Genomic DNA, 21,351 nt, shown 5'->3' with positions numbered 1-21,351 from the left:
TCATAAGTCCCTTCGAGGAGTTCCATTTTCATAGATTCCCAGTGTTCCAAGATGTGTTTCCGTAGGTTTTGTACGGACATTCCATCTACACCATGACTCCCTTTATTCCGTTCTACCCTTTTCAGGGCAGAGAGCAGATTTTCTCGTGATAGTATTCGTTCCATCAACATTGTTACGCCTCTTTCCGTGAACAACGGTTCTTCTTATGCCAGTTCTGCTCCACCATCTTGAGGTCCCCCGTGGAATTCACCACTTCCTCCATCAAGCATGCCATATCGGTTATCTGTGTTCTTCGCAGTTTACTGAATGCCAAGATGTTGTTCTCTCTAAATTGTTCAGCCCTTCCCATCCTTCTCGAGTTCGAATGGTACTATGGCTTCTGCTGACTTCTGATTGTTCAGCTATCCATCACTAGATAGGTTATCAAGTGTACTTGACGTATCAATCAGACCTCCCCAGGTAAGAGTACAGTCTTTCCCTCCATCTATCTGCTTCATTTACTCTGTATCACCTTTGGCAGAAAGGACTTTGTTTTGTATTGCAAACTCATCCAATGATACCTAGCCTTATATGAAGTTCGTGTTCCTCAGACCGGAGGTTTGCCGCTCGCTTCCTTCAGATTTTGCGTCACCGCAAACACCCTTGCGTTAAGCTACTGCTACTTCTGCCTTCACAGTTCGGGACTTTCACCCTATAGACTGCACCCATGCTGGGCGCACAACGAAAGAAACATGAGGACCGTCCTCATGTTTTCCTGAATATCCTCACATGATGCTGAATTTTAAGCGAGGTATGTGTAATTTTATTCTTCCAATCCAAACGGTAAAGCACCGTCCACAATATAGTTCCTAAAATCATTATCATTTGAAGAATCATTTATTCCTTTCCGATATAACTCTTTTCCAACTGTATCAATATGTTCGATCAATTTCTCATTGTTTATTTCTTCATAGTGAAGGATATCAAAAAAGTAAGGAAGTGGATATTCCTCATTTAATAATTCATCCAATTTAGAAATGGTTGTAGAAGAAATTGATTTCCCTATAATGGCAATATCTACATCGGACCCTTTTTTATAATTACCTATTGCACGACTTCCAAAAATTCTGGCACTGTCAATCTCCTCAAGACTCCTTAGTGCTTTCAGTATATAATTATGATCATGATCTAATAATCCAAACATTCCTCTCACTCCTCTGATAATTTATCATATAGAGATTTAAAGATCGGAAAATATAGTTGCTTGATCTCTCCTACAAATTTTTCAGCAAATGCTTCATCATATGTATGAGTCGTTAAATTACGTTTAGATAGAGCATCCATCCAAATATGCCCTTCTTCTATTAACCCGATTTGAAACGCCTGCTTAACTGTGTCCCTAGGACTTTTAACTATGAATCCTTGCGCTTCCAAATAATCTTTTAGTACTTTCCATGCTAACTCAAAGGTCATTTCAAAAAATTGAATAATACCGGCTTTCTCTATTTCTGATTTGAGCTCTTGTTTTGTGTATTTTTCTAAGAGTTTATATGACTTCTCATAGTTCTCAAATCTCTGCCTCCAACGAGTATCTTTCAATGGATCCATACTGAAAATCCCCTCCCTATTGTATGAATTAACAGGTATTTCAAATTAATATATAATCTATCATTTTATTCATATATTCGCTGTTTATACGTCTCATTCCTTCTATAATAAAAGAACAGGGTACCTATTTCAGTTCCCTGCTTCCTCTTTTAGGATAATCTTCGCAACAGCCTCACAATGCGTCGTATGTGGAAACATATCCACCGGCTGCACTTCCACCGTCTTAAACCCACCATCTTCAAGAATTCTTAAATCTCTCGCCAATGTTGCTGGATTACAAGACACATAAACAACCCGCTTTGGCTTCATCTCAATAATCGTCTGCAGTAGTGCCTCGTCACACCCTTTACGAGGTGGATCAACGACTATCACGTCAGCTTTAATGCCTTCTTTATTCCAATTTGGAATGACGACTTCTGATTCACCAACGGCAAATTCAGCGTTTTCAATTCCATTTAGTAATGCATTCCTTTTTGCATCTTCAATCGCTTCAGGTACGATTTCTACCCCATATACCTTTTTAGCCTTTTGTGCTAGGAATAATGATATTGTTCCGATTCCACAATACGCGTCTATAACGGTCTCTTCTCCACTCAAATCAGCATACTCTAGCGCTTTATCATAGAGTACCTTTGTTTGCTCAGGATTCACTTGATAGAATGAGCGAGCTGATATCGCAAATTTGATATCTCCGATGTTGTCATAGATGTATTCTTCTCCCCAAATGACGTTTGTTTCGTCACCGAAAATGACGTTTGTCCGTTTTGGGTTGATGTTATGTACGATAGATTTGACATTTGGTAGTTGATCTGTGATGTCTTCAATGATTTTACTTTTATGTGGCAATTCGTTTGTTCTTGTAATTAGTACAACCATGATTTCATCTGTTACTAATCCGTAACGGGCCATAATATGACGGAGATTTCCTTTGTGTTTTGCTTCGTCATAGGCTGTGACACCGTATTTTTCACAGATTTTTTTTACTGTTTGGATGACCTGGTCATTTTTCTCTTGTTGAATTAAACATGCTTCCATATCGATGATTTCATGACTTCGTTGTTGGTAAAAGCCTGCGACAAGGCCTCCTTCACGGTCTCCTACTGGAACCTGTGCCTTATTGCGGTAGCGCCAAGGGTCATTCATTCCAAGAACAGGGTGAACGGTAATGTCTTTTAAATGTCCGATTCTTGTTAAGACATCTTGTACTTGTTTTTGCTTTGCTTTTAACTGACCTTCATAACTAAGATGTTGAAGCTGACAGCCACCGCATTCTTTGTAGAGTGGACATGGTGCATCTACTCGGTACTGGCTTTCTTCATAAAGCTCAATTAATTTTCCGAACGCATAGCCTTTTTTTACTTTTATCACTTTTATTTTAGCTCGTTCCTCAGGTAGAGCGTTTTCTACAAAGATTGGAAAACCTTCTACTTTCGCTACTCCCACTCCATCATGGGTGAGGTCTTCGAACGTTACGTCATAATATTCATTTTTTTCAATCGGTGCTACTTGGGTATTTGCCATATTTACTTCGTCCTTTTCGTCAAAATGCTTAACTGATTGTATCATACCTTAAACAACGATAGCCAATTAGTCCAAAAGAAAAAACCTGGCAGTTAGGCCAAGTTACTGTTGGTTGTTCATGATTTTAGATTTTTCCTTTGAAACAAAGACATCAATATGGCGATATAAATTCACAAACTCACCAGGGAGCAAGCCACCATATTCACCATCAAGATTAAGCTGCATTTTTTCGGCATTATTTACTTTTATACGATTGGCTTTTGTATAAATGACGTGTGGATCATGGATATGGTCACCACGAGAGGCTAATGTAGCTATCTTAATGAAGTCAGCTAAATTTGCTTTCTTTAAAATGATCAGGTCAAACAAGCCGTCATTCATCGAAGAGTCTGGAGCTAGTTTTTCAAAACCTCCAACAGAATTTGTTAGCGATACTAAAAATAGCATGATTTCACCTTCAAATAGTTTCCCATCATATTCAATTTCTACATGTGCTGGTTTAATTGAAGGCAGTATTTCCATTCCTTTTAAATAATAAGCGAGCTGGCCAATCATCGTCTTTAATTTACTTGGTACCTCGTACGTTAACTCCGTTAGGCGGCCTCCACCTGCGATGTTAACGAAATACTTATCATTCACCCGCCCAATATCAATTGGCACGGCAACACCATTAATAATGACATCACATGCACCTTCTACCGTCCGAGGTACACCAATTGCTCTTGCAAAATCATTGGTTGTTCCAACTGGGATAATGCCAAGCTTTGGTCGATATGGTTGTTCGGCTAGTCCATTAACAACTTCATTAATCGTACCGTCACCACCTGCTGCAATGACAAGATCGAAGTTACGCTCAACTGCAATTCGAGCTGCATTGGTAGCATCACCCTCTGCTGTGGTCGCATGACATGATGTTTCAAAGCCAGCAATCTCTAGCTTTTGCAACACTTCTGGTAAATGCTTTTTAAACATCTCTCTCCCAGAGGTTGGATTATAAATAATTCTTGCTCTTTTCATAGCCATCATCCTATTTATACATAAATTTATTCAAGTGCTAATTTAGAATTAATATCCATAAATTCTAAATTAGCATAAGTTCAACTACGCCTCTGTCTTCGTCCTTTTGGCTCGCCACTAGGAGTTTTCTTTAAAAGGTAAGAAAGTATATAAATTTTTACCTAGTTTTGGTGTCTAACTCCAGTCGCCATCAGCTTGAAGTCATAAGCCATTTCCGTTATTCTTTTCTAAGAAACTAATGCTCACATATTACCATCATTTAACATAATAGCTCATTTAGATTGTTTTATCAATGTTCCAGTCACAAGCAAAAAGCACCGAAATACACGATGCCTTTTTATTGTACATTCACTACATATCTTCTACGAGATTGATAGAAACTTGATTGCTTTTCAAAATGTCTAGACGATATGTTCCATCGCCAATTTTCATAGTGCCTTTGTATGAATTACCATATTTGTCATACTCATTATTTTCATTTGTTTGCTCGACTGAATCCCAATTACTTCCCTGTTGCCTGAGTTCATTGACTGAAACTGCCGTTAGACTCATGTCATTATTTTTATCAATATTAATAGTTATGCTGCTATTACTCTCAATAATCCAATGATTTGCGAGTGCACCCGGAAATAAGTCAATCGCACTATTATTCCCTCTTACTTCAAGTCTCATATTTTGCGGAACAATAATTGTAGGTTTCATTCTAGTAGATGAATGAAATGGGCTGTTTTTAGTAACTGAGTCTTTTACATAAACATAGAGTGTATTACCGACTGTTTTTGTCAAAGCATAGTCCTTGAAGAATTGTATAGGCCCCTTATCGTTCTTACTTACAGTCGTTCTGTATGTACCAAACATATGAACCTCATTTAATTCAGAGCCCTCGATCGTGACTGGTTGATTTTCAGATTCCACGACGATCCTTTTAATCGTGTTGGATAGTTCCTCTTTCATTTCTGGTAAATCTAAAGTCTTCTCCTGTGAACCTAAGACTGATTGGAATTCTCCTAATAGACCAGAAGATGATAGTAAGGTAAAGCCGATCCCGATTGTTCCGATAATACATACAAATAGAATGCTCATAAAATCATATTTTAATCTTGGGTTTTCTTGCTTTGATAATAAAAGATAAAGGATAATTTCCGCTCCTAAAACGACAAGAATAAAAGGCCACCATATAAGGATTGGCTCAATTCCTTCTAATCCTTTTATTTGCGATAAAAACAAGAATACGCCAAGGAGAATGAGGGACAACCCCATTGAAACGGTTCCAACTCGCCATATTTTCATTCTGCACTCTCCTTTCTACGTTTACTCCCCATCAATAGTTTTATCCCACCTGCTATAAGCAAAATTGAAATAACGACTGTTTCAAAATAATTGTAGTACCAATGCCCTATATCTAATCCAATCATGTTATCTAGAAAAGGTCCGGCTACTGGAATGATAATACTGTCTAGCATGTAAAAAAGACCAATAACCAGTAAACCAATCCCTACCCACTTTTGATGATTTATTAAATAAGATACAACAGGAATATCTTCTAAATCCTCTTCACCATGCTTTGAAACCTTTTGCAGGGCATCGAAGAAACTATAAAACCAAATTAACGGAATTAAAAACAAGAAAAAGGATAGACGAAGAACATCTAAGATATAGATAGCCAATAAAAATCCGGCCATGAGCTGAAAACCACGTTTTTGTAAGCCTAAGTACATATGACCTGCCCCAGGGAAGATGGATATTATCGTTGCCAGCGCTCTACTCTTTTTACCTTCCTCACTTCTCGTTTGCTCAAAATCCTCTAGTATCGTCCGATCTACTAATTCCTCACCTCTATGTTTCTTCGATAAAAGCTGTACTGTATCAAATATATTATAGATCCAAATGATTGGTAGAATTCCAAGGAAAGAGATAAAGCCACCTTGATTCGTAACAACAGTCAGAAATACAATCATAGTCGTCAAACCAAAAAATGAAATTAGAAACGTTAAACCTCTGTTCATTAACCCAAGGTAAAAATGCCCAAGCCCTGGTATGAGAGAAAGCAAAATTGTATGTATTCGCTCACTTTCCTCTTTAATCGGAATAGTTTGTTCATCTACAGTTGCAGACATTGCCTTATGATTACCTCTTAATAGGGTGATAATCATATCAAAGATACTTATAAACCATATAAATCCGGCAACCAATAGACCAACGAAAAAGGGAGCTTCAAACTGCAATACCATTGATCCTAAACTACCAACAAATAATGGCACAATACACCCAGCACTATAGATAAACCCCTTCGCTTTTCGTTTTAAATAAAAATGTCCTACCCCTGGAAAAAATGATAAAAAGAATGCCACTACCGAGCTTTTATTCATATTTCACCCTCCTATTCCTTTTTTGGTAAAACTATATCTAGTAGTTGTAAGGTTTTATCCATGAGATTATCTGAAAATGATTCTTCTTTCTCTGTAAATGAAGATGCTTCTACAGTAGACACGAACCCTGTTATCCCTTGAAAAAATCCAGAACTCATCAGCAGAAACGTAACCGCAGCAGCAAGCCCGTAATGGAAGATTGCATGTTTATAAAATGGATTGCTTTTCTTTGTTTTTTCAAAGTGAATTTTAGAAACCAACTCATCTGTAAAATTTATATTCTCAATCTCTGGTAGCTGTTCAGTCTGATTATCGATTTGTTCCATGTATAGCTCTAAACATTGGTCACAGGAATAAAGATGGTCTTCAAGTTCACTATGAGTAGCTTTTGGTAAGTTATTATTAATATAAGCCAACCATTCTTCATGTGTATAATGATCCATTAAAAATCATCCTCCTTCCAATGTTTTCTCATCCAAGATCGAGCTCTGTACAGCTTCGTTTCAATCGTCTTAATTTCTAGCTTTTTCTCAATTGCTATTTGCTTATAGCTTTTTTCACATATGTAATAGTCATAGATTAGATCCTGATAGCCTTTAGGCAATTCTTTCAACCTATTTCTGACAATGTGTCTTTGTTCTTTTCGTAACAACGGAATCACGACACTCTCTTCTGGTGAAGCTATTTGCTCATACGGCGTTGTATCAATTCCACTTTCATGGAAACGTTGCAGCTTTCTTTTCGTGTCGATTGCGTGATTAATAGCATTCCGTGTGATCCATGTTTTGAAGCCTTGTGATTCATATTGGGGGAGAGCATAATAAATTTTTATAAACGCTTCCTGAGCTGCATCTTCTGCGTCTTTTTCATTCCGTAGAATCGCGAAAACTGTCCTGAACACATAATTCTTGTATTTCTCAACCAACACTCGAAAAGCATGCTCATCTCCATCCTTCACTTTTTCTATTAACTTTTCATCGAGAATGCTACTCTCCCCTTTCTTCTCTATCTCTATAATAATAGACGTAACAAAACTAGCTTTGCCCTACACTTTTTAAAAAATAATTTATTAGTTATTAAGATAGCATATAAAGAAAACTTGTCGAGTGGCGAGAATGAAGCGCGGACAGAGGCGTAGTTAGCTTATGCGTTCAGAATTTACCGATACAAATTCTGATTAATAAGAAAAGCGAAAGGCGCGCCCGCTTATCGGCGCGTCGATTAAAACCCGCCACGTCCTGTGGCGAACATCGACATTAGCACATCCTGTGCAAGACAAGCCGGCTGGAAGGTTGTTCTTTACCTTCCGGACGGATTGGCTTATGCCATAGAGCCGATGGCGCCCGGAGCTAGACACTAAAACTAGGTACAAACTTTTATGCTTTCTTATCTTTTGAAAAAGACATGGATGCTATTCACCCATGCCTTCGAATTATAGTTTTTCACTCATGGTAGGGCGGTTTTTTCCCACCCGCTAAAGAAGCAGATAAGGTTCCTCGCTCAACTTTATAAGACATATACCATTGGCCTTGCGATTGTTCGTTAGACCATGTTTCCGTAAAAGTAACCATATATGTTTCATATCCAATTTCTTTGACACTAGTTTTTCTTACGACCTGAAAACTATCAACAGTCCCCTCCCATATCCCTACCTTCTTTGGAAAAAGATCAATAAACGTACCTTCACCAGATGTTGCAAACTCAACCGCATCATCCTGTGTAAAAGGTGGTAATGGAGAAGAGATTAGCTGAAAATAACCCGATAATAGACCGAATAGTAGAACCGGAGTTAGGACAAACCATAAGATTCCCTTATTCTCTTTTTTACGCCTAAATATCCACCTATCAATACACGCATAAAACAATGCTGCCATTACCCCAAATACTGTAAAGAACGAGAACTCAAGTACAAACCCGCCGATAAGTCCGAAAAAAACATGTAATGCAATAAAAACCCATGTATTATTTTTAAACCATTTATGTTGGAGGTATTCAACCCCGAGTGATACAAGATTTCCATAGATTAAGATAACAGCCCCAACGTACATTCCATACATTAATGTCCATCCCGCAAATGCTGCTCCAAGACCATATTCTTGGCCATGTACTAAAAGAGCAGACATGAGTATTGAAATAAACGCAGTGGAAACAAATGTTGAGATTAATTTTTTTTTTAACAAATCAGACATGGTTTGTTACACCTCTCCACCTCTTTAAATATCACCCGATTTCCCGAAGGTCTTTTTTGCATCCTCCCGGGTGATATAACCACAATCACTTTCTAATTGTGCCATCTCAGCTTCTGTTAGTTCCTCATTATTATATTCTAACTAGGTCACAAGTTAGACTTTTATATTAAAACAAGCATCCGTAAAAAAAGACCATTACAAAACGTAAAATGGTCAAAATAATATTAGAATTTATATACATCACCACGGTTATCAATAGTACATCTTTTTTTCATTATAATCGACTTCGAATATGTTCCTAAAACTACCAACCAAAACCTAAGCTGTTCATTTCTGCCCTTTAATGGTTGAATATCACCCATTGGAGGCTGAATTATTAAACCTTTTATTGCCTTAGCAATTCTTATTTGTACTGCTTTTTCTTGCTTTTTTAAAAATTTTATCGAATCACGACTCAGTGTCACTTGGTAAGTTAAGCTCATTCATAGCATCCTCCCAAGATATAAATTCCGAGTTATTCTTGAGTTGATGTTCTTCTTCTTTACTTAAAGGTGTATCATCTGGTTCCAATTCACTAATTTCTTCCCAGTTCGGTCGTGTATGACTCACAGTTAAATACTTTAGATAATCATACGCAGACTTTTTAGCTGCTTCTGGTAGTTTTGCAACCAATTCATATAACTTATCGTTACTAATTGCCATTGCTAACTCCTCCTTACTGAGTTAAACTCTCCCTTTATTATAGCATATTACAAAGCGACTCCCTTTGTTGAAGGTTCGCTCTCGTTAATTTAAGTACAAATATTCACAATAAATATTTGTTTAAAATTAGTTGCTATTTAGGAATTCGAAGATTTATTTCAACTTAATTAATGTAATATGTCAACAAAATACGTTACAATCAGTGAAAACCTTTGAATATTTGTTGAGAGAATCTTAATTACCCTATTACACGCATAAAAAGCTGCTGTATTATACAGCAGCTTTCGTAATTATTTTAATAAAATTTGTAACGCTTCTTTTACAGTAGTTGGTTTGCGACCTGGAAGCATTTCTAAATCAGAATGTGGTGCTTCTAATCCACCTTCACTAATCCCTTTTTGGATCATGCTGTTCATGGATACAAATTCTTCTGGCACGCCAGCCTCTTTTAGCATTTTTGAATGTACTTCAGAATCTACAGCTAATAAAGGAATTTCTTTACCTGTAACCTCATTAATGGCATCCACGAATTGTTGTTGTGTTAAGTTTTCACCTGCTAATTCGTATGCTTTATTATCGTGACCTTCTCCTGCTAAAACATTGGCAGTGGCTTCACCTAAATCTGGACGATACACCCAAGCTACTTTTCCTTCTCCGGCAGATGTTACCCAAGGTGCGCCATTTAAGCATTGTTGAATGGTAATTAATTCGTTTTCAACATACCAGTTGTTATGAACAAATACATATGGAATACCTGATTCCTTAATGATATTTTCACGTATACGGTCCAATGTCTTTAAATCCACCCTATGAAACAACACATGTTATTGCCTACGAAAAATATAGAAAAAATAAAACAAATGATAGAATGGCTAAGAATAGAATCATAGCTGTATCCTTAAAGGTATCCTTTACACGAATATGTGTAAGGATGCCGCCTATACCTGTGATCCCAAGTAAAAGTGCCCCTGCCATTGCCGAAGTTGAAGCCCAATATCCTACAATTAATAGGACAGCCCCTGTTAATTCAACAAGCCCCGTTACAATTCTAAACCACTGTGGCAATCTCCAATTATTGAAAGCTTCCACATGCATTTTAAAACCTGTTACTTTCCCGAACCCTGCCATTAAAAACATTAATGCGAGAATTCCTTGCAATACATAAGTTAAGATTTCCATCTTCTCCTCATCCCCTTTTTATATTTAATTTGTAATTTTCTAATCTAAATCCATTTCAATCTGACGTTATTTAGACAAAGCTCTGCGAACCATTGGAGCTACTTTACTTGCCAGTAAACCAATGGCTTTTTCCACTCTAGCTAAAGGCTGACCACCCATATCAAATTGCCCTATAAAGCGTGAATGGCCGAATAGCTCATGCTGATATAAGATCTTCTCAGCCAGTTCCTCTGCACTGCCAACAGCTAAAATTTGCCCTGCAGATCGCTCGGGCTTCAATTGCTCAGCTGATTTATAAAAGTGTGGAAGACCACGGTCTTTTGAGAAGTAGCTAAAATATCGATTATAGTGTGGCACAAATTCAGTAATCGCCTGTTCTCCTGTTTCGGCTATATACGAATGTCCCGTCACAGAAACCCTTAACTTGGATAGATCATGACCTGCTTCTCTTGCTGTTTGCCAGTATAGGTCTGTTAGTGGTTTGACGGATTCTGGACGACCACCTAACAAGCCAAGTGCCATATTTATACCAAGTCTTCCTGCACGAACGGCACTTGCAGGGGTACCCCCAACACCAATCCAAAGTGGCAGTTTCTTCTGTACAGGTCTAGGTGCGATTGGGGCATTTTGAAGGGGAGAACGGAAATTCCCTTGCCAACTGACGACTTCCTGCTCTTGCAATTTCAAAAATAAGTTTAACTTCTCTTCAAACAATTCATTGTAATCATTTAAACTTGCTCCAAAGAGAGAAAATGATTCTAAAAATGCCCCACGACCTAAAATGATCTCAGTTCGTCCGTTTGATAATAAATCAAGTGTTGCAAAATCTTCATAAACACGCACTGGATCGGCTGTACTAATAACGGATAGCGTGCTAGTTAGTTTAATTTTTTTCGTCTCCCGTGCAATAGCAGCGAGCAACATGGCATAAGAAGACGTGACAAAATCCAGTCGATGATGTTCTCCAACGCCAAATACATCGAGTCCTGCTTCATCTGCCATTTTTGCCATTTGAATAATATCTTCCACTCTCGACCTGGCAGTTCGACTATTTCCATTTTCATCAGGTATTCGTTCACCTAATGAATAAACTCCCAATTCAACGGTTAATCGTGCAACCTTTTATTCTCATTACATGGACAAATACGATTTGCTTGAAAAGGTGTTAAGTGATAGTGTTATGAGAGAAGTCATTCAAGAGGTAAGTACACATGAGGTAATTAACCAAAAGTCTATCGAGGCTATTTTTTTATCAATTATAAAGTTCCAAACATCGATCAGTAACCAATGTCGTCGAAGTTACGAGGCATTTACACCCCAAATTGAAACGATTTTTAAAAAGGAACTTGAAGCCTTTTTTTCAGAGTGGGCTCAAAAGCAATGGCATAATCAAAATAAATCTGAAATAGAGGTCTTTGCGGTGATGTTAAGCTGGGCACTTTATGGTGCTGTGATGCATTGGATGCAAAATCAAACGGTAAAACCAGAAGATTACGTAAAGCAATTAATGCCTTTAATCAAAAATAAGGTAACCATGGATTAAGAAAGTGTTAATTTAATATTATTTTCTTTATTCATAGTATTTCAATATCCAAAATTCAATAGAGTCTGTTTTTTTTAAAACAGGCTCTTATGTTGACCAGGGCTGCTATCCTCTTCAACTAAGCCGGCAGTGGGCTTTTTCATGATTCCCCGCAGAAAGCGATCATCCTGGAGTGGAAATCAACAAATTCCGAATACTTAAAATAAAGCAAAGTTTGGAAAACAGACTAAAGAATAGAGGATCAGATTTTTAAACCCGACCCTCGTACAAATTATCTCTTCTTAAGCTCTTCCACCAATAATTTATTAACCATCTGCGGATTTGCTTGTCCTTTTGTTTGCTTCATCATTTGCCCAACTAAGAAACCAACTGCTTTTTCTTTTCCCCCTTTAAAATCTTCCACTGATTGTGGGTTGGCATCTAGAATTTCACCAATTATTTTAGTAAGGGCACCTTCATCAGAAATTTGCACAAGACCTTTGTCTTTGACAATTTTCTCTGCGTCGCCACCATTTTCAACTAACTCTTTGAATACTGTTTTTGCGATTTTAGATGAAATTGTGCCATTTTCAATTAGCTTGATCATACCCGCTAAGCCTTCTGGTGTTAGGGCAATTTCATAAAGCTCTTTTTGCTCGGCGTTCAAGTAGGCTGACACCTCACCCATAATCCAGTTAGAGGCTTGTTTCGCTTCTGCTCCAGCTTGTACGGTTTCATCAAAGAAGTCCGACATTTCCTTTGTTAATGTTAAGACATTTGCATCATATGCTGGTAATCCAAGCTCTTCAACATATCGTTTTTTACGAGCATCTGGAAGTTCAGGAATTTCGGCACGAATTCTTGCTTTCCATTCATCATCAATATGTAGTGCAACTAAATCTGGCTCTGGGAAATAACGATAATCATCTGAACCTTCTTTTACACGCATTAAGACTGTCTCTTTTGTATTTTCATCATAACGACGTGTTTCTTGTTGGATTTCTCCACCTGCTAAAAGAATCTTTTCTTGGCGAGCAATTTCATATTCTAAGCCCTTTTGCACAAACGCAAATGAGTTTAAGTTCTTAAGCTCTGTCTTTGTACCGAATTCCTTTTGACCAACAGGACGTAAGCTAACGTTCGCATCACAACGTAATGAGCCTTCTTCCATTTTACAATCTGATACACCTGTATATTGAATAATTGATTTTAACTTTTCAAGGTACGCATATGCTTCTTCTGGTGAGCGCATATCAGGTTCTGATACGATTTCAACAAGTGGCGTTCCTTGACGGTTAAAATCGACTAGGGAATAACCGTCACCTGTATGCGTTAGCTTTCCAGCATCCTCTTCTAAGTGCAAACGAGTGACCCCGATTTTCTTCTTTTCACCGTTCACTTCAATTTCAATCCAACCATGTTCTCCGATTGGTTTATCAAATTGTGAAATTTGATAGGCTTTTGGATTATCCGGGTAGAAGTAATTTTTACGATCAAACTTTGTATCTGTCGCAACCTCGCAGTTTATCGCCAATGATGCACGCATGCCGTACTCAACTGCTGTTTTATTTAAAACTGGCAGTACACCTGGATACCCTAAATCAATAACCGTTGTTTGTGTATTTGGTGGTGCTCCGAACTCTGTTGGACTCGCTGAAAATATTTTAGACTTTGTTTTTAACTCAACATGGACCTCAAGCCCAATGACCACTTCATATTTCATCTCTTCTCACCCCTTACAATTGTGGTTTTGCTTTATGATGCTCTGTTGCTTGCTCAAACGCATGGGCAACACGGAATAGTGTACTTTCATCAAAATGCTTCCCAATGATTTGTAATCCTAAAGGTAAACCATTTGAGAATCCACATGGTACAGAGATACCAGGTACACCAGCAAGATTAACAGGGATTGTTAAAATATCGTTCGCATACATTGTCATTGGATCCTTTGTATTTTTACCTATTTTAAAAGCAGGTGTTGGTGCTGTAGGACCAATAATGACATCATATTTTTCAAACACATCTTCAAAGTCTTTCTTAATCAAGGTACGAACCTTTTGTGCCTTTTTATAATACGCATCATAATATCCAGAGCTTAAAGCAAAAGTACCAAGCATGATACGACGTTTAACCTCATCCCCAAAGCCTTCACTTCTTGTTTGCTTGTACATCTGAAGTAAGTCCGATGCATTATCTGTTCTATGGCCATAACGCACACCATCAAAACGAGCAAGGTTTGCCGATGCTTCTGATGATGATAGTAGATAATACGTACTTAAAGCATATTTAGAATGTGGTAAGGATACTTCATCCCATGTGGCACCTAAGCCTTCTAATACTTTTAAAGCATCAAGAACGGACTGACGTACTTCTTCTTTTACACCTTCTCCTAGATACTCCTTAGGAACAGCAATTCTTAGGCCTTTTACATCACCTGTTAGCGAAGATAAGTAATCCGGCACATCTACATTAGCTGATGTTGAGTCCATTGGATCAACTCCAGCAATTGCTTGAAGTAAGTAGGCATTATCTTCAACCGTTCTGGTGACTGGGCCGATGATGTCTAGCGATGATGCGAACGCCACTAGACCATAGCGTGAAATTCGTCCATATGTAGGTTTTAAACCGACTACGCCACAAAACGAAGCAGGTTGTCGCACAGATCCACCTGTATCAGATCCAAGCGAGAACAGGACCTCGCCGGCTGCTACTGCAGCTGCTGAACCACCACTTGATCCTCCAGGTACATGATCTGTATTCCATGGGTTTTTCGTTGTTTTAAAACCAGAGTTTTCATTAGACGACCCCATTGCGAACTCGTCCATGTTTAATTTACCAATCGTTACAGATTCGGCATCCTGTAAACGCTCCATCACTGTTGCATCATAGATTGGGTTAAAGTTTTCGATGATTTTACTTGCACACGTTGTTCGCAAGCCTTTTGTAACAATGTTATCCTTTATCCCAATTGGCATCCCAAACAATAATCCAAATTCATTTTCAGTTCCAATTGCTTCATCTAATTGCTTTGCGTAGTTCCGAGCGTTTTCTTCATCTAATGTTAAAAAAGCATCTATCTTGTGATCGACTTCATTAATTCGTTTGTAGGATTCATCAACGAGATCTGAAACTGACACTTCTTTTTTATGTAATAAACGATGTAGTTCTGATATTTTATGGTCAAACAGTGACATTGGTTCCCCCCCTTATTCCATGATTGATGGCACGCGAATATGTCCATCTTTTGCGTCTGGTGCATTTTTTAAAACGTCTTCAATCGGCAATCCTTTTTTCGGTTCATCCTCACGTAAGACATTCCTCATATGAAGTACATGTGTAGTAGGCTCGACATTGTCTGTATCTACCTCATTTAATTGCTCTGCATATGTAATAATCGCTTCAAGCTGGTTTTTAAATTCGTTTGCCTCCTCTTCAGTAATTGCTAATCTCGCTAAATTGGCAACATGTTTTACTTCATCAATTGAAATTCTACTCATCCTTATCCACCCCCAAATAAAATCGGCCGTTAATTATACTGATAATATCAAAGTTTAACGCATTAAAGCAACCATTAAAGAAAAGCGCAAGGCGCCCGCTTATCGGCGCGTCGATTAAAACCCGCCACGTCCTGTGGCGAACATCGACATCAGCACATCCTGTGCAAGTCAAGCATAAGACAAGCCGGCTGGAAGGTTGTTCTTTAACCTTCCGGACGGATTGGCTTATGACCTCAGGTCCGATGGCGCCTGGAGCTAGACACCAAAACTAGGTAAAAATTTTATACTTTCTTTCCTCTTGAGATAGAAAACACAAAGATTAAAGCTATTCAAATTTCACTGAAATCCCTGTTATATGGTGAGAGAATCACTACGATTTTGCACCCTATTTGCATTGTGATTAACTGTTTTGCACCTTTAAAGAGAACCCGTTATTCATACGAGCACTCGTGTTTTATTATATTATCAGTTTAATAAACGGAAAAATTCCGTTTAAATTGGTAAATACACATATTTTCCTAAAAATAAGGGGAGTTTTTCCGCTTATCTTATCCAAATCTTTGGATTTTGTCTTATTTAGAGCAGTTAATCGGAATATCTCCGCTTATATCTGCATCTTAAGCCCCCTCTATAAACATTAGCAGGAAATTCTCCGCCTATGAATTCCTTATTCCTACACGAATATCAACAATGAATAATAACAGAGCCTCGATTTTAAGGACATTATTTATATACCTTAAACACTTAAATTTTTGGGTTTAAAGAAATATAAAAAGCATGGCGAATTCCTATACAAATTACCATGACTTTTTGTAAGTTATATACCCTGTTTTTTCACTTTTTGCACTTCAAAAGAGAACCCGTTATTCTTATGAGGGACGCACGTGTTTTACTATTATTTCATAGCCTTTAAACCTTTCAAGTATTCCGTTACTCGCTTATCATCTTCATAAGGGTATTCAAAGTTTAATTGCTCCGCAACACTGATTCCTATTTTCCGGTACAAATCACACATTGTAAATAGTGACTCCCAAATATTTTCATAGTTAGCATCTGTATAGGTTGAAACAAATCAGTTCCATCATTTCTTTTTCGGTTCTCATGTTTAATACACTCCATATGTAAAATATAAATCTTATTGTTCATTGATTACACAACCTTTTCTATTATGGTATAAAGTGGTTAAATTAGTCAAAGGTTGAAGTGCTGTTTCCCTCTTGACCTAGACAAATAATTTGACGTCCAATACCAATAGAAACTCACAGGATATAATAGTTCATCCATAATTTATAAGGGCTCTTTTCCTAAAAATTGTTGCTTTCTAAGTATATTTAAATCAAGAGTGGATTGGAGCGGAAGGCACTTGACTCCTGCGGGAAATAGAGGAAAAGTCGAGACCCCGCAGATGGAAACGGCGTGGAGGCTTGACTTCCTCCCCGAGCAAAGCAAGTGCCTGCAGCGACAAGGAACGGTTCAAACTAATCTATTAGAAAAGAGCCCTTAAAAAAGACCTACCCGCCAATGCGAATAGGTCTGATCTTATAATCTATAACTCTTATAAACTAGCTTTAACTGCGTCAAATTCATCTTGAATTTCTTGTGATGGCGCTTCTGTAACCAAGCTGATTATAACGGCAACAATTGTTGCTAGCACAAAACCTGGAACAATTTCATATAGACTAAACGGAATAACCGCCTCGCGAATCATCTCACCTGCTGCATCTGTAACAGGTGCTGATAACTTACTCCATACAACAACTGTAACTGCCCCAACAATCATACCAGCTAGAGCGCCCCAACGATTCATTCGTTTCCAGAATAATGATAGAATGATAACTGGTCCGAATGCTGCACCAAACCCTGCCCAAGCATAACTTACAAGTGCTAGTACTGAGCTATCTGGATTACCTGCAAGTAGAATTGCAATTAATGCAATACCTGCAACAGCGATACGTCCTACCCAAACTAATTCTTTTTGTGAAGCATCTTTTTTCAGAATTCCTTTATAGAAATCCTCTGCAAGTGCACTTGAAGAAACCAATAACTGAGAATCAATTGTACTCATAATTGCTGCTAGGATAGCTGCTAATAGAATACCAGATACCCATGGATCAAATAACACTTGTGTAAATAGAATAAATACTTGCTCTCCGTCCGCAATTGGATTTTCCGCAAAGTAGGCGATACCTGCAAAACCTGTGAAGATTGCACCGAATAAGGCGAAAACCATCCAAACCATACCGATCATACGTGCTTTAGGCACATCTTTCACTGATCGTAATGCCATAAAACGAGTGATGATATGTGGTTGACCAAAGTAACCTAGACCCCATGCTAGTAGGGAAATGATTCCTAATGTTGTCATTCCAGCAAATACATCTAGGTATGCAGGGTCAATTTCCCCTACTGTATTTACTGTGTTGCCCCAACCACCAGTTTTGCTGATAGCTACAATCGGAACTACGATTAATGCAAGGAACATTAAGATACCTTGAATGAAATCCGTCCAACTTACCGCTAGGAAGCCACCTAAGAATGTATATGAAATGATGACAATAGCGCCAATCCAAAGGGCTTGGTTATATGATAATCCAAAAGAGGCCTCAAATAACTTTGCTCCTCCGACCATACCTGAGGATGTATAGAAGGTAAAAAATAAAAGGATAACTAATGCGGAAATCACACGTAAAGCCTTTGAACCATCTCTAAATCTATTTTCAAAGAAATCTGGAATTGTAATTGAATCATTTGCTTTTTCTGTATAAACACGTAGACGTTTTGCAATAAATTGCCAATTAAGGTATGCGCCAATTGTTAGACCTACACCAATCCAAATTTGTGGCATACCACCTGAAGCATAGATTGCACCAGGTAAACCAAGTAAAAGCCAACTACTCATGTCAGACGCCCCTGCACTTAACGCTGCAACACCAGGACCAAGTCGCCTCCCACCTAATACATAATCTGATAGATTACTAGTCATTCGATATGCTACAACACCAATTGCCAGCATACCTACTAAATAAATAATAAATGTTACTAAAACTGCTGGTTCCATTAATTAATCTCTCCCCTCGGTAAAATTCGTTATGACTGATAATACAACTGTAATTAACATAGGAACAAACAACCAAAACCAAGTAGCTCCCGTTAACGAATATTCCATTCTCTCACCTCCAAGATTGTCGTACATGAAATACTTATGCAATTACATGCAATTTCATGATTATTCTAATAAATAGTATTTTAGTAACTGTTTTTTTATCTCCTTGATAATCATAACACAATTATTAAAGTATTACAGACTGAAAATTCATACTTTAGTTCCTAAATGTATAAATATACTTTAATTTGAATCAATTTTACAATATATCGTGTATATGATTATATCTATACATGAAAATTTATAAAATTAAGTTGGGCGTACGGCTAAAAAATGGTGAAAATTGGGTTTAATCTATCATACTTTTGTTCTAGTTTTTTTTGGAATTTTTTCGTCGGGTGTATTTGGACATGCTTGGATTTTTAAAATGTGAATAGAATAGTAAATTGCCAATTCAGGCGAGTAAATGCCTGATTTAGACGAGTAAATCATTACTATCGACGAGTATTTTTGAAGTTTAGGCGAGTAAATCAATAAACTCGGCGAGTATTACCATTTAATTTCCAAAAATAAACCGAAATATAGCTAACAACAACGTCATATTAGCCCAAAAAAACAAAAAAGCCTCTAATCAGAAAACAATACTATAAAAATGGATAGACCTTAACGTATTCTACGTAGGGTTTATCCACTTTTATTTTACTTAATGGACATTAAACCATTACTGAAAAAATAAGGTAATCAAAGTATATTACGAACATGGTTTCTTACTGGTTAAATCGGGGGAACATAATAGCTAATTTATGAAATGAACATAAGAGATCTGTCTCCTCTCTCAAAAGCTTATTGATGTAGTATTAAGACATTAAAGACAACACACACGTTCAGCTAGATACACATGACGTTTTTACAACCCTTTATATATAATTTAAAGTGCCTTTTACTTTGAATTATATATAAAGGGTCCAACAAGCGAAGCGCGTTAGGATATAGTCTGTTACGCAGGATAATTTCAAAAGAATAGCTCCTACGTTATGTATATGTACATGACATAGGAGCCCTTATTTTTACTGTATTCTTATTTCTTTAGTCTAGATATCGGATGAGAGACCTTTCCACATATCTTATAGCATTTCAGATGTTGTTTTAGCTTGCATGTGTAAAACTAGGTAGTCTGGGCCACCAGCTTTTGAGTCAGTTCCAGACATGTTAAATCCACCGAATGGTTGGTATCCAACGATTGCACCAGTACAACCACGGTTGAAGTAGAGGTTACCAACATGGAAGTCTTCGCGTGCTTTTTCGATGTGTGCACGGTTGTTTGTAAGAACTGCTCCAGTTAGACCATACTCAGTGTTGTTTGCAATATCAAGTGCATGGTCGAAATCTTTCGCTTTGCAGATTGCTACAACAGGCCCGAAGATTTCCTCTTTCATTAGACGAGCATCTTCTGCTACGTCTGCAAAAATTGTCGGCTCGATGAACCAACCTTTAGAGTCATCGCCTTTACCACCGTGTAGTAATCTTCCTTCGTTTTTACCGATCTCAACATAACTCATCACCTTGTCAAACGCACCTTGATCGTTTACAGGACCCATGAATATAGATGTGTCTTTAGGTTCACCAACAGTTAGCTCTTTTGTTAATTCAACAACGCGGTCTACTACTTGGTCATATACGTCTGCTAAAATGACTGCTCTTGAGCAAGCCGAACATTTTTGTCCTGAGAAACCAAATGCAGATGCCACGATTGATTTAGCCGCTAATTCAAGATCAGCATCTTTATCAACAACAATCGTATCTTTTCCACCCATTTCAGCAATGACACGCTTCAACCAAATTTGGCCTTCATTTAATTTAGATGCACGTTCGTAAATTCGTAATCCAACATCACGTGAACCTGTGAAGCTAATGAAGCGAGTACGTGGATGATCTACTAAGTAGTCTCCAACTTCTGCTCCACTACCAGGGACAAAATTAACTACACCTGCAGGAAGACCTGCTTCTTCAAGAACTTCCATGAATTTGGCAGCAATGATTGGAGTTGTACTAGCAGGCTTTAGTAAAACAGTATTTCCCGCTACTAATGCAGCTGTTGTCATACCAGCCATAATTGCAAATGGGAAGTTCCAAGGTGAAATAATAACACCCACTCCAAGTGGAATGTAATTAAAACGGTTATATTCGATTGGACGGCTTTCAACTGGAAGTCCGTCTTTTAGACGAAGCATTTGACGTCCATAATATTCTAAAAAGTCGATTGCTTCCGCTGTATCAGCATCAGCTTCATTCCATGGCTTACCAGCTTCTTTTGTTAAAAGGGCAGAAAACTCATGCTTACGACGGCGAATAATTGCAGCAGCACGGAATAAAATATCTGCGCGCATTTCTGGCTTTGACTTGCGCCATGTTTGGAATGTTTTATCTGCAATTTGCATTGCCTTTTCAGCAAGCTCTTGGTTTGCTTTTGAAACCCGGCCAACCAACTCTTCTCTGTTTGACGGGTTTACAGAAGCGATTTTATCCTCAGTTGTGATGCGTTTTCCACCAATAACTAAGTCATAATCTTGCCCAAGGTAAGACTCAACTGTCTTAAGACCAGCTAAATAAGCTTTCTTGTTTTCCTCAACAGAAAAATCCGTAAATGGTTCATGTTTATATGGTA

General features: G+C 37.8%; 19 protein-coding genes and 3 pseudogenes. 1 reads left to right on the top strand and 21 read right to left on the bottom strand.

Annotated features, from left to right (window positions below; all coding sequences use genetic code 11):
• From PY093_RS20280 to PY093_RS20210, 15 genes and pseudogenes are all read right to left on the bottom strand, one after another.
• Positions 1-170, bottom strand: a pseudogene (locus tag PY093_RS20280) (group II intron reverse transcriptase/maturase); the annotation flags it as partial.
• A 632-nt stretch (positions 171-802) separates the two neighbouring features.
• The gene (locus tag PY093_RS20275) at positions 803-1,183 is read right to left on the bottom strand and encodes a nucleotidyltransferase family protein (RefSeq protein ID WP_275647592.1); all 381 of its coding nucleotides are present in this window, start codon (positions 1,181-1,183) and stop codon (positions 803-805) included.
• Between the two features lie 5 nt (positions 1,184-1,188).
• Positions 1,189-1,587: a nucleotidyltransferase substrate binding protein gene (locus PY093_RS20270; protein WP_275647591.1), complete on the bottom strand. Its 399-nt coding sequence runs from the start codon at positions 1,585-1,587 to the stop codon at positions 1,189-1,191.
• A gap of 129 nt (positions 1,588-1,716) precedes the next feature.
• A complete protein-coding gene (gene rlmD / locus PY093_RS20265) occupies positions 1,717-3,108 on the bottom strand; it encodes a 23S rRNA (uracil(1939)-C(5))-methyltransferase RlmD (RefSeq protein ID WP_275647590.1) in 1,392 nt (463 codons plus the stop codon).
• Between the two features lie 102 nt (positions 3,109-3,210).
• Positions 3,211-4,125, bottom strand: a complete 915-nt coding sequence (locus PY093_RS20260; protein WP_275647589.1) for a diacylglycerol kinase — start codon at positions 4,123-4,125, stop codon at positions 3,211-3,213.
• Between the two features lie 351 nt (positions 4,126-4,476).
• Positions 4,477-5,415, bottom strand: a complete 939-nt coding sequence (locus PY093_RS20255) for a hypothetical protein (protein ID WP_275647588.1) — start codon at positions 5,413-5,415, stop codon at positions 4,477-4,479.
• Positions 5,412-6,494 carry a hypothetical protein gene (locus PY093_RS20250; RefSeq protein WP_275647587.1) on the bottom strand — a complete coding sequence of 361 codons (1,083 nt, stop codon included), beginning with the start codon at positions 6,492-6,494 and terminating at the stop codon, positions 5,412-5,414. Before PY093_RS20250 ends, PY093_RS20255 begins: the two co-directional genes overlap by 4 nt.
• Positions 6,495-6,505: 11 nt before the next feature.
• The gene (locus PY093_RS20245) at positions 6,506-6,937 is read right to left on the bottom strand and encodes an anti-sigma factor family protein (RefSeq protein ID WP_275647586.1); all 432 of its coding nucleotides are present in this window, start codon (positions 6,935-6,937) and stop codon (positions 6,506-6,508) included.
• Positions 6,937-7,452, bottom strand: a complete 516-nt coding sequence (locus tag PY093_RS20240; protein WP_275647585.1) for a sigma-70 family RNA polymerase sigma factor — start codon at positions 7,450-7,452, stop codon at positions 6,937-6,939. Before PY093_RS20240 ends, PY093_RS20245 begins: the two co-directional genes overlap by 1 nt.
• A 484-nt stretch (positions 7,453-7,936) precedes the next feature.
• Positions 7,937-8,683: a hypothetical protein gene (locus PY093_RS20235; protein WP_275647584.1), complete on the bottom strand. Its 747-nt coding sequence runs from the start codon at positions 8,681-8,683 to the stop codon at positions 7,937-7,939.
• Positions 8,684-8,907: 224 nt separating this feature from the next.
• Positions 8,908-9,165, bottom strand: a complete 258-nt coding sequence (locus tag PY093_RS20230) for a type II toxin-antitoxin system RelE family toxin (protein ID WP_275647583.1) — start codon at positions 9,163-9,165, stop codon at positions 8,908-8,910.
• Positions 9,131-9,385: a hypothetical protein gene (locus PY093_RS20225; RefSeq protein ID WP_275647582.1), complete on the bottom strand. Its 255-nt coding sequence runs from the start codon at positions 9,383-9,385 to the stop codon at positions 9,131-9,133. The genes PY093_RS20230 and PY093_RS20225 overlap by 35 nt, the downstream gene beginning before the upstream one ends.
• Before the next feature lie 290 nt (positions 9,386-9,675).
• A pseudogene (locus tag PY093_RS20220) lies at positions 9,676-10,185 on the bottom strand (Rossmann-fold NAD(P)-binding domain-containing protein); the annotation flags it as partial.
• Between the two features lie 31 nt (positions 10,186-10,216).
• Entirely contained in the window at positions 10,217-10,564 is a 348-nt protein-coding gene (locus tag PY093_RS20215) for a DoxX family protein (protein ID WP_275647580.1), read from the bottom strand.
• Positions 10,565-10,630: 66 nt separating this feature from the next.
• Complete coding sequence (locus PY093_RS20210) at positions 10,631-11,662, bottom strand: LLM class flavin-dependent oxidoreductase (RefSeq protein WP_275647579.1); 1,032 nt, start codon at positions 11,660-11,662, stop codon at positions 10,631-10,633.
• 82 nt (positions 11,663-11,744) lie between these two features.
• On the opposite strand from PY093_RS20210, the gene PY093_RS20205 reads away from it, so the two are divergent.
• Positions 11,745-12,107 (top strand): hypothetical protein, encoded by a 363-nt coding sequence (locus PY093_RS20205; RefSeq protein ID WP_275647578.1) that lies wholly within the window; start codon positions 11,745-11,747, stop codon positions 12,105-12,107.
• 271 nt (positions 12,108-12,378) lie between these two features.
• Here PY093_RS20205 and gatB read toward each other — a convergent pair whose 3' ends face one another.
• The 6 genes and pseudogenes from gatB to pruA form a co-directional block, all read right to left on the bottom strand.
• Positions 12,379-13,809, bottom strand: a complete 1,431-nt coding sequence (gene gatB / locus PY093_RS20200; protein ID WP_275647577.1) for an Asp-tRNA(Asn)/Glu-tRNA(Gln) amidotransferase subunit GatB — start codon at positions 13,807-13,809, stop codon at positions 12,379-12,381.
• A 13-nt stretch (positions 13,810-13,822) separates the two neighbouring features.
• Positions 13,823-15,280: an Asp-tRNA(Asn)/Glu-tRNA(Gln) amidotransferase subunit GatA gene (gene gatA / locus PY093_RS20195; protein ID WP_275647576.1), complete on the bottom strand. Its 1,458-nt coding sequence runs from the start codon at positions 15,278-15,280 to the stop codon at positions 13,823-13,825.
• A 12-nt stretch (positions 15,281-15,292) separates the two neighbouring features.
• Positions 15,293-15,583 (bottom strand): Asp-tRNA(Asn)/Glu-tRNA(Gln) amidotransferase subunit GatC, encoded by a 291-nt coding sequence (gene gatC, locus PY093_RS20190; RefSeq protein ID WP_275647575.1) that lies wholly within the window; start codon positions 15,581-15,583, stop codon positions 15,293-15,295.
• Between the two features lie 895 nt (positions 15,584-16,478).
• Positions 16,479-16,643 (bottom strand): annotated as a pseudogene (locus PY093_RS21500) (aminoglycoside 6-adenylyltransferase); the annotation flags it as partial.
• Between the two features lie 495 nt (positions 16,644-17,138).
• Entirely contained in the window at positions 17,139-18,641 is a 1,503-nt protein-coding gene (gene putP / locus PY093_RS20185; protein ID WP_275647574.1) for a sodium/proline symporter PutP, read from the bottom strand.
• Positions 18,642-19,810: 1,169 nt separating this feature from the next.
• The coding region (gene pruA / locus PY093_RS20180; RefSeq protein WP_275647573.1) for an L-glutamate gamma-semialdehyde dehydrogenase at positions 19,811-21,351 on the bottom strand (1,541 nt) is incomplete at its 5' end.

Origin of the sequence: Cytobacillus sp. S13-E01 (assembly GCF_029193815.1) — a bacterium.
In the GTDB taxonomy this organism is placed as follows: Bacteria; Bacillota; Bacilli; order Bacillales; family Bacillaceae_L; genus Bacillus_BV.
The sequence above is the reverse complement of the archived record's forward strand: the minus strand, read 5'-3'. Positions and strand labels throughout refer to the sequence as shown.